The organism is Microbacterium sp. GQ128 (genome assembly GCF_059758615.1).
Window position 1 is genome coordinate 379,995 of the sequence record NZ_JCAXDY010000001.1, and the last position, 12,711, is coordinate 392,705.

At 68.4% G+C, this 12,711-nt stretch carries 11 protein-coding genes; 6 read left to right on the plus strand and 5 right to left on the minus strand.

Going from position 1 to position 12,711, the window contains the following annotated elements:
- The first annotated feature begins 70 nt into the window (after positions 1–70).
- Positions 71–1,588: a hypothetical protein gene (locus AC6CHX_RS01865; protein ID WP_498271428.1), complete on the plus strand. Its 1,518-nt coding sequence runs from the start codon at positions 71–73 to the stop codon at positions 1,586–1,588.
- 14 nt (positions 1,589–1,602) lie between these two features.
- Here the strand turns inward: AC6CHX_RS01865 and sucB are convergent, their stop codons facing one another.
- From sucB to AC6CHX_RS01880, 3 genes are all read right to left on the minus strand, one after another.
- Positions 1,603–3,426 carry a 2-oxoglutarate dehydrogenase, E2 component, dihydrolipoamide succinyltransferase gene (gene sucB / locus AC6CHX_RS01870; RefSeq protein WP_498271429.1) on the minus strand — a complete coding sequence of 608 codons (1,824 nt, stop codon included), beginning with the start codon at positions 3,424–3,426 and terminating at the stop codon, positions 1,603–1,605.
- Between the two features lie 67 nt (positions 3,427–3,493).
- The gene (lpdA, locus tag AC6CHX_RS01875; RefSeq protein WP_498271430.1) at positions 3,494–4,867 is read right to left on the minus strand and encodes a dihydrolipoyl dehydrogenase; all 1,374 of its coding nucleotides are present in this window, start codon (positions 4,865–4,867) and stop codon (positions 3,494–3,496) included.
- A 3-nt stretch (positions 4,868–4,870) separates the two neighbouring features.
- A complete protein-coding gene (locus AC6CHX_RS01880) occupies positions 4,871–6,343 on the minus strand; it encodes a leucyl aminopeptidase (RefSeq protein WP_498271431.1) in 1,473 nt (490 codons plus the stop codon).
- Between the two features lie 114 nt (positions 6,344–6,457).
- Between AC6CHX_RS01880 and AC6CHX_RS01885 the strand changes: the two genes are divergently transcribed.
- The 3 genes from AC6CHX_RS01885 to AC6CHX_RS01895 all read left to right on the plus strand — a co-directional run bounded on the left by AC6CHX_RS01885 (position 6,458) and on the right by AC6CHX_RS01895 (position 9,498).
- Positions 6,458–7,399 carry a proteasome assembly chaperone family protein gene (locus tag AC6CHX_RS01885; RefSeq protein WP_498271432.1) on the plus strand — a complete coding sequence of 314 codons (942 nt, stop codon included), beginning with the start codon at positions 6,458–6,460 and terminating at the stop codon, positions 7,397–7,399.
- A 168-nt stretch (positions 7,400–7,567) separates the two neighbouring features.
- Positions 7,568–8,806 (plus strand): RNA polymerase sigma factor, encoded by a 1,239-nt coding sequence (locus tag AC6CHX_RS01890; RefSeq protein ID WP_136044027.1) that lies wholly within the window; start codon positions 7,568–7,570, stop codon positions 8,804–8,806.
- A complete protein-coding gene (locus AC6CHX_RS01895; RefSeq protein ID WP_136044026.1) occupies positions 8,803–9,498 on the plus strand; it encodes a coenzyme F420-0:L-glutamate ligase in 696 nt (231 codons plus the stop codon). Before AC6CHX_RS01890 ends, AC6CHX_RS01895 begins: the two co-directional genes overlap by 4 nt.
- Before the next feature lie 61 nt (positions 9,499–9,559).
- Here the strand turns inward: AC6CHX_RS01895 and AC6CHX_RS01900 are convergent, their stop codons facing one another.
- Complete coding sequence (locus AC6CHX_RS01900) at positions 9,560–10,576, minus strand: sugar-transfer associated ATP-grasp domain-containing protein (protein ID WP_498271433.1); 1,017 nt, start codon at positions 10,574–10,576, stop codon at positions 9,560–9,562.
- An 80-nt stretch (positions 10,577–10,656) separates the two neighbouring features.
- On the opposite strand from AC6CHX_RS01900, the gene AC6CHX_RS01905 reads away from it, so the two are divergent.
- Together AC6CHX_RS01905 and AC6CHX_RS01910 are read left to right on the plus strand one after the other, a co-directional pair.
- Positions 10,657–11,361, plus strand: a complete 705-nt coding sequence (locus AC6CHX_RS01905; protein WP_498271434.1) for an alanine racemase C-terminal domain-containing protein — start codon at positions 10,657–10,659, stop codon at positions 11,359–11,361.
- Positions 11,358–12,398 (plus strand): alanine racemase, encoded by a 1,041-nt coding sequence (locus tag AC6CHX_RS01910; protein ID WP_498271435.1) that lies wholly within the window; start codon positions 11,358–11,360, stop codon positions 12,396–12,398. Before AC6CHX_RS01905 ends, AC6CHX_RS01910 begins: the two co-directional genes overlap by 4 nt.
- 17 nt (positions 12,399–12,415) lie before the next feature.
- On the opposite strand, the gene AC6CHX_RS01915 is transcribed toward AC6CHX_RS01910, so the two are convergent.
- Complete coding sequence (locus tag AC6CHX_RS01915) at positions 12,416–12,634, minus strand: DUF7455 domain-containing protein (RefSeq protein WP_136044023.1); 219 nt, start codon at positions 12,632–12,634, stop codon at positions 12,416–12,418.
- Positions 12,635–12,711: the final 77 nt, after the last annotated feature.

A 12,711-nucleotide genomic window follows, 5' to 3' on the forward strand; every position in this document is an offset into this window, starting at 1 on the left:
CTCGGTCGGAACCTGTTCGCTGTGGCCCCGATCACGGAGAATCCAGGCTGCGGTGGGCTGTGATGGAGGAATGACAGACATCGGCACCCGTGATGCCCGGGGGACGGCCCTCCTGCCGGGGGCGCATCGCGTGGTGCGGGTTCTCGACGCGGATGAGGGTCCGTTCGAGGGCGCGCTGGTCACTTCAGGGGACGCAGTGGCGGTGCGGATGGATGTCTCGGCCCTCGGCGGGTGGATCGGATGGCGGTACTCGGGCGCGGAGCATGTCGCCGCCCCGATCGACGTCATCCGACGCCGCGGCGGCCACGACGTGCTGCTCCCGTGGTGCACGGATCAGGTGCTGGGGTTCCTGATCCGTCGTTCGGCCACGGGGGCAGCGCTGAGGCCAGGGGAGTGCAGCACGCTCGTGGTCAGCCTGCTCCGCGGTCTCGACGAGATCGGCGAGGGCGGCGAGCCCGGCGAGGGTGTCGAGAGCACGCGCACGGGCATGTGGTGGGTGACCGACGGTGGGCGTCCGGTGTTCGTTTTCGGGCCGGGTCAGGATGCACGGGCCGGGGCCGAGGAGATCGTTCGACGCCTGGGCGAGGGCGCTTCGGACAAGGTGCTCAAGCGGGCGCTCAACACGGTCGCCAATGGCCTGGAGAAGGCATCCGTCCAACCTCGCATCCCACGAAGACTCCTCGACATCTGGGAGCAGGAGCTCCTGAAGGTCGCAGCCCCTCAACCCCTCGATCGAGGGGCGCATCCTCCGGAACGGGCGCAGGACGTCGCGCAGGTCGTCACGACGCGCGAGTCGATTCTGCCGTGGAATGGTCGGCGGCTGCGGTCGGATCGTCGCAGGAAGAGCCGCGGAATCGTGGCTGCCGTCGTGACCGTCGCCGGCGCGGGGAAAGAGCTCTTCGGGATCGCGGCCGCGCGGATCGCGGCGGTGATCCGGGGGCGGCGAGAGCGCAGAACGCGTGCAGCTGAAGATGCGGGTACTCGGTCGCACCCGCGGCGACGTCCGTTCATCGTGGCGGCAGTCGTGGCTGCCGTCGTGCTCTCCGCAGGGCTGCTCTGGCCCGAGGGCGGCGACCCGGGCGAAGCTGATGCCGGAGGGCGACGGGCCGGCGAAACGGCGTCGGTGATGTCAGGGGATGCGCCTTCGGCGACGCCCGTGCCGGAGGCTGCCGACGGGCGAGAGGCAGCCGAGGGGGCGGACACGAGGAAAGCGGCGGATGAGTCCAGGGCAGCGGAAGATGCGGACAGGAGCAGCACGTCGCTGGGAGACGATCCTGTGGCCGCAGCGGAGGCTCTGTTCACGACGATCACGGAGTGCCGCGTACGCGCGGATTCTGCCTGCCCTGACGCCGTGGCCCCCGGATCCGACGGTGTGGTCAACGAGCTCGTGGCGGCGGGGCAGGGGACAGCCGTCGAGTTGGTCGACGAATACGGGGACGTCGCCGTGGTGCGGCTCGACGTCGATGACGCGGACAGCGAGACGAAAGAGCTCGGAACCAGTCAACCGAGGCACCAGGTGGTCGTGCTCATCCGCACAGAAGAGAAATGGCTGGTCCGCGACGTCTATGACGTCGCGGACCAGCCATGAGGCGCTCTCTCGGGTCAGGCGCCGAGCTGAGCGGCGAACTGCGCCGACTCGAGGCGGGCCTTCACCGCGCCCAGGAACCGGGCCGCATCCGCACCGTCGATGATCCGGTGATCGTACGAGAGCGCGAGGTACACGTAGGAACGGATCGCGATGGCATCCGCACCGCCGACCTTCACGAGGCCGGGACGCTTGACGACCGTGCCGGTGCCGAGGATCGCGGACTGCGGAAGGAAGACGACCGGAGTGTCGAACAGCGCGCCCCGCGAACCGGTGTTGGTCAGCGTGAAGGTGCCGCCGGCGAGTTCGTCGGGCTTCAGCTTGTTGTCGCGCGTGCGAGCGGCGAGATCAGCGATCTCGTGTGCGATCTGAGCGATGTTCTTCGACGCCGCGTCGCGCAGCACGGGCGTGAGCAGGCCGCGCTCGGTGTCGACCGCGATCGACACGTTCTCGCTCGCCGGGTACACGATGTTCTCGCCGTCGACCGTCGCGTTCACGATCGGGAACGCCTGCAGCGCCTCAGCGGTCGCCAGCGCGAAGAACGGCAGGAACGACAGCTTGTCGCCGGTCTTCTCGAGGAACGAAGCCTTCACGCTGTCGCGGTAGTCGGCCAGCGCCGTGACGTCGACCTCGACCACCGTGGTCAGCTGGGCGGTCTGCTGCATGGACTCGACGGCACGCTTGGCCAGAACCTTGCGCAGACGCGACATCGGCTGCGTGGTGCCGCGCAGCGGGGAAACCTCGAGCGGTGCCGGTGCCGGCGCCGATGCAGCGGCCGCAGCGGGTGCCGTCGCGGTCTCAGCGGCCTTGAGGACGTCTTCCTTGCGGATGCGACCACCCACGCCGGTTCCGGTGACGGAGGCGAGGTCCACGCCCTGCTGTGCGGCCAGGCGCCGCACCAACGGAGTCACGTACAGGTTGTCGTTCTCGGTGGGCAGCGCGAGCTTCTGCGCGGCCGGAGCCGGAGCAGCGGCCGGAGCCGGAGCAGCGGCGGGTGCCGGAGCAGCGGCGGGTGCCGGAGCAGCGGCGGGTGCCGGAGCGGCGGCGGGTGCCGGAGCAGCGGCGGGTGCCGGAGCGGCGGCGGGTGCCGGAGCGGCGGCGGGTGCCGGAGCAGCAGGTGCTTCCGCTGCCGGAGCGGCAGGTGCCTCAGCCGGAGCAGCCGGAGCAGCCGGAGCAGCCGGAGCGGCGCCGGAGCCGACGCGAGCGAGTACTGCGCCGACGGCGACGGTCTCGTCTTCGCCGGCAACGATCTCCTGCAGCACACCGGCGACCGGCGACGGGATCTCGGTGTCGACCTTGTCGGTCGAGATCTCCAGAAGTGCCTCGTCAACGGCGATGCTGTCGCCGACCTGCTTGAGCCAACGGGTCACGGTTCCCTCGGTGACGCTCTCACCGAGTTCGGGAAGCACGATGTCGGTAGCGTCGCCGGCGGGAGCGGATTCCGCAGCCGGGGCCTCGGCGGCCGGAGCAGGTGCGGATTCGGCAGCCGGAGCGGGTGCGGCCTCGGCGGGTGCGGACTCGGCAGGTGCCGGCTCCGCGGGCGCGGCTTCGGCGGGTGCAGATTCGGTGGCGGCAGGAGCATCGCCGGCAGGAGCCGACTCGCTGCCGTCGCCGATTCGCGCGAGAAGCGCACCGACCTCGACGGTCTCGTCTTCGGCCACGAGGATCTCCTCGATGACGCCGGAAACGGGGGAGGGGATCTCGGTGTCGACCTTGTCGGTCGAGATCTCGAGCAGGCCCTCATCCGCCTGCACGGTGTCTCCCACCTGCTTGAGCCAGCGGGTGACCGTACCCTCTGTGACGCTCTCGCCGAGAGCGGGGAGGACGACGGATGTGCTCATGACTGAGTCTCCTTCAGGAAGTTGTATGACGCTTGTCTAGCTTAGTGACTCGGGCACCGGTTGGTGCTCAGAGGGCGTGCAGGGGCTTGCCGGCCAGTGCGAGGAAGGCTTCGCCGAGTGCCTCGCTCTGGGTGGGGTGAGCGTGGATCAGCGGCGCGATGTCCTCGGGGTGTGCTTCCCAGGCCACAGCGAGCTGCCCCTCGGTGATGAGTTCGCCGACTCGGTCGCCGAGCAGATGCACACCCAGGACCGGGCCATCTTTGAGGCGGACCACCTTGACCAGCCCGCTCGTCCCGATGATCTCGCTCTTGCCGTTGCCGGCGAGGTTGTACTCGTACGCGGCGATCGTGTCGGCGCCGTGCTCGGCGATCGCGGCCTCTTCGGTGACACCGACCGAGGCGACTTCGGGGCTCGAGTACGTGACCTTGGGGATCTGCACGTCGGGGATGTTCGCGGGAGACAGGCCGGCGATGCGCTCGGCGACGGCGATGCCCTGCTGGAACCCGCGGTGAGCGAGCTGGAGACCGGGAACGATGTCACCGACGGCCCACACTCCGGGAACGCCGGTGCGCAGGTTCTCGTCGACGGTCACGAATCCGCGGTCGAGGGTGACTCCCGCCTCTTCGAATCCGAGATCTGTGGTGACGGGGCCGCGACCGACGGCGACGAGGAGGTAGTCGGCCGTGAACTCCTTGCCGTCTTCGAGCGTGACGGTGACGGATGAGTCATCCTGTGTCGCCGTCTGGAAGCGGACACCGAGCGAGTACTGGATGCCACGACGACGGAACGCGCGCTCCAGGCCCTTGCTGAGGGCGATGTCCTCGTTCGGGACGAGGTGCGGCAGCGCCTCGATGATCGTGACTTCGGAACCGAAGGAGCGCCACACGCTGGCGAACTCGACGCCGATCACGCCGCCGCCGAGGATCAGGACGCGCTCCGGGATGACGTCGAGGGCGAGCGCCTGTTCGCTGGTGAGGACGCGGCCGCCGATGTCGAGGCCGGGAAGGGAACGGCTGTAGGAGCCCGTCGCGAGCACCACATCGGCGCCGACGTAGACATCCTCGCCGACGCTGACGCTGCGATCAGGGTTCAGGCGGCCGAGACCGGCGACCGTCGTGATGCCGCGGGCCTTCACGAGTCCCTCGAGTCCCTTGAACTTCTTCGCGACGATGCCCTCGCGGTAGGCGCGGACACCTGCCGGATCGATGCCCTCCAGCGTCGCGGTCACACCGACGGAGGCGGCGTCGCGGACATGCTCGGCGACCTCGGCTGCGTGCAGCAGCGCCTTGGTCGGGATGCAGCCGCGGTGCAGGCAGGTGCCGCCGACCTTGTCCTTCTCGATGAGCGCGACGGATTTCCCGAGCTCACTCGCTCGGAGAGCCGCGGCGTAGCCGCCGCTGCCGCCGCCCAGGACGACGACGTCGAAGGTGTGGGTTGTCATGTTTCATGCCTCCTTGTGGGATGCTGCGGCGAAGGCGACGATCGATCGGACCATCGCCCCCGTGGGGCCCTTCTCGGTGAAGCCGTACGGCGATCCGCCATGCTCGCCGGAACCGGCGATATCGAGGTGAACCCAGGGGATGCGGGGTGCGTCCTCGGCCTCGGACGTGCGGCCGACGAAGCGGCGAAGGAACAGGCCGGCGAACGACGCCCCGCCCATCCGGTCGCCCATGTTCGCGTTATGCAGATCGGCGATGGGGGACTCGAGCGACTCTTCCATGTAGCTCGGCAGCGGCATGTGCCAGGCAGGCTCGTCGACCTGCTCAGTGGCGGCGAGGAACTCCGCGACGGTGTCGTCGTCGCCGAAGACGCCCGTGTGCCGGTGTCCGAGGGCGGCGACGATCGCACCCGTGAGAGTGGCCACGTCGATGATCACGTCGGGATGCTCGCGGCTCGCGGCGACCAGGCCGTCGGCGAGCACGAGCCGGCCCTCGGCGTCGGTGTTCTGGACCTCGACGGTCGTGCCGTCGAGGATGCGGATGACGTCGCCGGGGCGAAGTGCGCGCCCGGACGGCATGTTGTCCGTGATGCAGAGCCACGCCGTCACGTGCACCGGGAGCTGGAGGGCGGCGATCGCGCGAAGCGCCGCGAGCGACGTGGCTGCCCCCGCCATGTCGAATTTCATCCCGACCATCGATGCCGCGGGCTTGAGCGAGAGCCCGCCCGTGTCGAAGGTGATGCCCTTGCCGACCAGGGCAATGTGACGCTTCGCGCCGGCGGGGGAGTAATCGAGGCGGACCAGCCGAGGCGGACGGTCGGAGCCCTGTCCGACGCCGAGGATGCCGCCGAAGCCCTGCTCCGCCAGCTCGTCCTCGTCGAGGATCTCGACCGTGACGTCGAGGTCGGCGACGCTGTCGGCCGCACTCTGCGCGAGCTGCGCGGGGCTCTGCCACTCAGCGGGGACGTTGACGAGGTCCTTGATCAGCGCCACCGCATCGCCGATGGTCTGGGCGTGGGCGGCCTCCGCGTCGGAGAGCGTCGCGTGGAGGGTGACGGCGGTGGCGCGGGTCTTGCCCTTCTCGGAGCGGTATCCGTCGAAGCGGTGGCCGCCGAGGACGGCTCCCTCGGCTGCGGCAGCGGCGAATCCCTCGAGGCCTTCGGCGAGACCGAGCGCGACGTTGTCGAAGCCCGTGAGGGATCGCAGCGCCGTGCCTGCCGCATTGCGGACGGAGGCGGCGTCCGGCTTGTCGCCTGCTCCCACGACCGCGAACGGCAGGGCGGTGACGCCGGGGAGGTGCACCCGGGTGAACGATCCGGCGGAACCGGTGAATCCGACACCGGCCAGCGCATCGGCCAGACCCGGGTACGCGGACAGCGAGTCCGCGGATTCGGGAACAGAGGCGACGACGAGCACTGCGGCATCTGCAGCGCTTCCGGGGAACTGAGCGGTGGTGTGCGAGAGCACGGGAAGCGTCATGCCCTCCATCCTAGGATCTCCGCCGCAGCACGGTCGCGCGCCCGCCGTGCGCGTGTTCGCTCTCAGCATGATGCTCCGCGCCCCGGCATCCGGACCTGCTCGTAGCATGGAGACATGCCCCTCTCCGGTGAGATCCACGAACGCGTCGCGAATGCGCCGACAGTGCCGCACGGCCTCCCTCTGGTGCTTCTGCTCACTGGCTTCACAGACGCGGGCAGCGCCGTCTCCGGTCTGATCGATCACCTGCGGGAGACCGCTTCGCCGGAGCCGATCGTCGTCTTCGACAACGACGTCCTGCTGGACTATCGCGCACGTCGTCCCGTGATCTCCTTCGATCAGGATCACCTCACCGAGTTCCGTCCGCCCCGGCTCGAGCTCTCCCTCGCGACGGATGCTCTCGGGCGGCCTTTCCTGCTCCTCGCGGGCTATGAGCCGGACTTCGCCTGGAATGCCTTCGCGAGCACGGTCCTCGATCTGGCCGCGGAGTTCGAGGTCTCCGGTCTGCACTGGGTGCACTCGATCGCCATGCCGGTGCCGCACACGCGTCCGATCGGTACGACGGTGAGCGGCAACCGCCGTGACCTCGCCGTTGCGCATTCGGTCTGGAGGCCGCGCACCCAGGTGCCGGCGACCGCCGGACACCTTCTCGAGTTCCGCTTCATCGAGCGCGGTGAGCGCGCTGTGGGATTCGTGCTGCTCGTGCCGCACTATCTCGCGGAGACCGAGAACCCCGATGCCGTGATCGCCGCCGCCGAGAAGCTCATGGCCTCGACGGGACTGGTGCTGATGCTCGATGCCGTCCAGGAGCGCCGCGAGGACTACCTGACGCGAGTGGGGGAGCAGGTCGCGGGGAACGACGAGCTGCAGCAGATGGTGCACAACCTCGAGCGCCGCTACGACGCCTATATGGCGGGCCGAAACCCTGACGACGACTCGTACGACGAGGGCGGATTCAGTGAGCGCGACCTTCCCAGTGCCGATGAGTTGGCGGCCGAGCTGGAGCGCTACCTCGCCTCCCGCCCTTCCGGCGACGAGGACAAGCCCGGTCGCGGTTGAGACCGATCGGGGAGAACTTCGTCGGAATGCATCCGCATCGCCACACGTGTGCGATACTAGGACTCTGACCCGTTGTCAATCAGTGTTTTCGAGCGCTGGACTTGACAAGGGTCTTACTAGTGTCCGAAATGTCCCGGGGCTACACAGCAGCCCCGTGAAAGGCGAAACGTGACTCCTGCCACGACGAAGAACACCCGGACGAAGAAGGCTGCCGAAGAGACGACCGCCGACGCTCCGGTCGAGGCCGATGCGCCCGAGAAGCCCGCGCCCCTGAGCGCGGCGAAGCGTGCTGCCGCGAAGCGCGCCCCCGTCAAGAAGAAGAAGTCCGAGGACGTCGTCGAAGAAGACGAGGCTCCTGCCGTGGCCGCTGTCGACGACGACGAGGACGAAGACGCCAAGCCGAAGTTCACCGAGCCGCTGCCGACCGGCGCGATCGTCATCTCGTCGAACGACGATGAAGACGTCCCGGTCTACTCGACGCAGATCACCGGTGCGACGGCCGACCCGGTCAAGGACTACCTGAAGCAGATCGGAAAGGTCGCGCTCTTGAACGCGGCCGAAGAGGTCGAGCTCGCGATGCGCATCGAGGCGGGTCTGTTCGCCGAAGAGAAGCTGTCGGCGATGTCGGCGGCCGAGAAGACGAGCCAGCTCGGACTCGACCTGCAGTGGGTCGCCCGCGACGGCCAGCGCGCGAAGAGCCACCTGCTCGGCGCCAACCTCCGTCTCGTCGTCTCCCTCGCCAAGCGCTACACCGGCCGCGGCATGCAGTTCCTGGATCTGATCCAGGAGGGCAACCTCGGTCTGATCCGTGCCGTCGAGAAGTTCGACTACACGAAGGGCTTCAAGTTCTCGACATACGCGACCTGGTGGATCCGTCAGGCCATCACGCGTGCGATGGCCGACCAGGCCCGCACGATCCGCATCCCGGTGCACATGGTCGAGGTCATCAACAAGCTCGCCCGCGTGCAGCGTCAGATGCTCCAGGACCTCGGTCGCGAACCCACCCCGGAAGAGCTCAGTCGCGAGCTCGACATGACGCCGGAGAAGGTCGTGGAGGTGCAGAAGTACGGCCGCGAGCCCATCTCGCTGCACACTCCGCTCGGTGAAGACGGCGACAGCGAGTTCGGTGACCTCATCGAGGACACCGAGGCCGTGGTTCCCGCGGACGCCGTGGGATTCACGATGCTGCAGCGTCAGCTCGAGCAGCTGCTCGACTCGCTCTCGGAGCGCGAGGCCGGCGTGATCCGCATGCGCTTCGGGCTGGGCGATGGTCAGCCGAAGACCCTCGACCAGATCGGTGACACGTTCGGGGTTACGCGTGAGCGCATCCGTCAGATCGAGTCGAAGACGATGGCGAAGCTGCGTCACCCGAGTCGTTCGCAGTCCCTTCGGGACTACCTCGAATGAGCCAGGCGAACGACGGCAAGGCGCTCGAGGCGAGTGTCGACGGCAAGAGCTATGCGCGCATCCCGCTGCGGACGCGCGTGGTCATGCCCGAGGACGACCTCGATGCGATCATCACCGAGTACGCCAAGGATGCGGTGCAGCCGGGCGACCTGCTGTTCGTGACCGAGAAGATCGTGGCGATCACGCAGGGGCGGTCGTACCGTCTCGATGAGATCAAGCCGCGCAAGCTCGCGCTGTTCCTGTCGAAGTACGTCACGCGCACGCCGTACGGCATCGGGCTCGGCATGCCGGAGACGATGGAGATGGCGCTGCGGGAGTGCGGTACGCCGCGCATCCTCTTCGCGTCCGCCGTCGCAGCGGTGACCAAGGCGTTCGGTCGCCGGGGCGACTTCTATCGCATCGCTGGCGACAAGGCGCGAGCGATTGACGGTCCCACCAAGCACACCATTCCTCCGTACAACGAGGCTGTCGTGCTCGGGCCGAAGGACCCCGACGGCGTCGCCGCACGGTTGAAGAAGCTCATCGGCGGTCACGCGGAGGTCGCCGTGGTCGACATCAACGATCTCGGCGGAAACATCCTCGGTTCGACGCTCGACAAGGACGGCGAGCGTCGTCTGGTGAAGATCCTCGGCGACAACCCGCTCGGTCAGGGCCTCGAGTCCACGCCGCTCGGCATCGTCCGCGCGAGCTGAACCCGCAGAACAACGAGAAAAGGCCCCGGATGCTCGCGCATCCGGGGCCTTTCGTCTTGTCTCAGAAGCCGATGACCGCGCGATAGCGAGGCTTGTGACCGGTGCGGATGCCGGTGACGCTGGGCTTGTTCTCATAGACACCGGCGCCCCAGTTGCCCTCGACCAGCACCGGACCGTCGGGGGACACGACGATGTCCCAGCCGACGTACTGCACCTGCGGCACGACACGGGCGACCTCGTCGATGAATGCCCGTACCTCGTCCATGTACGGCAGCTGGAAGTCGGCGATGCGGAAACCCGAGTCGGGGTGCGTCTCGTGCACGTGCCCGTGCGAGTCGTACCCGGCGCCGACGGCGTGGCCGTTCTCGTCGAGCATCGTGTAGAAACCGCCGAAGGTCATCTGGTCGCTGACCGCGCCGCGCCCGAACTTCTGCGCCATCGCGAGGATGTGCGCCTTCTCACCGTCGAAGAACGCGGTGATGCGGGTGGTGTTCACGGTGCCGGGGCACACGGCCGCGAGAGCGACATGCTGACGGATGACCTCTTCGATGAGGAGTTCACCGCGTGTGAGCAGTCCCTTGTGGAACTCGTCCCAATCGTCGATATCGGCAGCGTGGTAGCGGTGCACACCCGTTCCTGCCTGCCCCACCGGCTCCTTTGTCACGATGGTGCCCAGGCGTTCGGTGAGTTCGCGGACGGCCTGCGCGTTGCCCTCTTCGACGACCAGCCATTCGCGCTTCAGGAATGCGGAGAACTGCTTGTCGAATTCGACCTTGTCCTGGAAGATCCAGCGGTAATCCGGGTGGTCGTACCGCTGCGACAGCTGGTTCGACACCGGATGCGTCATGTATGTCTCGCGCTCTGCCTTGGTGAGCATCGCGAAGTCGTAGTCGATGTAGTCCTGGAAGCCGACGTTGTGGCGCGCGGCGGACCACAGCATGTCCACGACGATGCCGGGCACGGCCTTGTGGTGCTGCTCCGAGGCCTCTTTGGCCCGTTCCACCACCGATCCGACGTCGATGCGGCGAGCACGTCCCAGCAGGTAGCGGATGCGGGGCGCGAGGGAAAGACGAGACATATGGCTCCAGGGTCGGGGTCTCCTCCAGTCTACGGGGGCGTCGCAGGTCGACCTGGGAGCCGGCGGCTAGGCTGGAACCCGTGTGGGAAACGACTTCCAGCTCGCTGCCGCGGGCGATCATCTCCCGGTCAGCGCTGGCCGCCGGCGCTGCAGCGGCGGTCCAGGCGGGTGGCCGCATCGCCGACCTTCGCCGCGATGCCTGGGGTCACGGTGTCATCGCCGTCGCGCAGGCTGTGACCGCGGCGGGTGCGGACAGTGTGCGTGTCGACGAGCCGGGTGAGGTCGAAGCCCTCCAGTTGGAAGGGATCATCGGGGTGACGAGCGGGGAGCCCGACATCGATCCCGCGCTGCTGTACGGGCTGCCCGCCGAGCGGGGCCGTCCTTCGACGAGTCCGGTGATGCGGCTGACCGGCCGCGTGCTGTCGACCAAGCCTCTGCGCGCGGGGGATGCCGTGTCGTACGGGTACACGTTCCGCGCGGAGGCCGCGACGACGGTGGCGCTGGTGACCGGAGGATACGCGCAGGGAATCGTCCGGGCGCTCGGAAACCATGCCTACGTCGAGATCGACGGCTCGGCCAGGCCCATCGTCGGACGTGTGGCCATGGATGTCTGCGTCGTCGACCTCGAAGGATCGGACGCGGCGCCCGGGACCGAGGTCACCTACTTCGGCGGGAACGGCCCGCTCGCGGGTGGTGTCTCGCGGTGGGCCGAGGTCACCGGGATGGAGCCGGCGGAACTCATCACCGTCGCGGCATCGCACGCAGTCCGGGGGTGGGAGGCGTGACCCGCCCTGAACTCCGGCTGAGCACCGGCAGCCTCCGTGCGAACATCTCGGCCGTGCGTCGGCGCGTCTCGCCCTCGAGCCTGATGTTCGTTCTCAAGGACGACGCCTACGGGCACGGGCTCTCCTGGGCTGTCGACACCGCGCGGCAAGAGGGCGTGGAGTGGTTCGGCAGCTACGACATCCGCAGCGGACTCGCGATACGCCGGGTGGCGGGAGGGGACGCACGGATCTTCGCCTGGGTGACGTCGACCGATGACGAGATCGACGACGCGCTCCTGCACGACATCGACCTCGGCGTCGGCACGATCGACTACCTCCGGCGGATCAGCTCCCGCGCCTCCGCTGTGGGAGCGAGGGCACGCGTCCACCTGAAGATCGACACCGGACTGCACCGGAACGGCGTGCTCCCCGAGGACTGGGCGACGGCCGTGGCCGAGGCGCGACGGGCGGAGCAGGCCGGTCTGGTGGACCTCGTCGGCGTGTGGAGCCACATCGCCGAGGCGAGCGATGCCGAGGACGACGCCGCCCAGGCGGTGTTCCTCGAGGCCGTGCGAGTCGTGGAGGACTCCGGCTCCTCGCCTGCTGCGGTGCACCTGACAGCGTCGGCCGCCTCCTGGTGGAGGCCTGAGCTTCGCGGAACCATGTCACGCATCGGCGCGTTCTGCTACGGCATCCGCTCCGCGGACGGTCCGGAACTCGAGGGGATCGTGCCCGTCGCGAGCCTCGTCGCCACCGTCGATGAGATAACCGAGGGCAAGGTCTGGATCGGGATCGGAAGCTTCGACGGGCTTCCGTCGACCCTGTCCGGCGCGCTCGTCGGCACGCCGGGCGGCGCCAGGGAACTCCGCTCCGTGGGCCACACCGCGTCGTCTGTCGAGGAGTGGCCGGGCGCGCGTGTCGGCGACGAGGTCGTCCTGTTCGGAGCGGGGGCCCAGGGGGAGTCCTCGGCGACCTCGCTCGCCGAACGCATCGACACGGTGGGCGAGGAGATCCTCACCCGGCTGACGCCGCGGGTCCGCCGCGTCGTCCAGGACTGACGGGCCGCAGCGAGAGCTCAGACCGCTTCGATGAGGCGAGCGGTCTCGTCGTGCCAGCTGGTCGCGATGCTGCGCAGCTTCTCTTCGTACTTGCGGCCGTGATGGGCGCAGAAGAGGAGTTCGGAGCCGTTCACCTCAGCGGCGATGTATGCCTGAGCGCCACATGAATCACACCGATCCATGGCCGTCAGGCGGAACTCGACGGTGGAGGTGTCACGTTCGGTCGTTGCATTCATCTCGGCGCCTCCTCGGGTGTCGGCTTCGCTTGCTGATTTGGTCAATACAACCACGCACTACCTGTGGGCATGCCCGG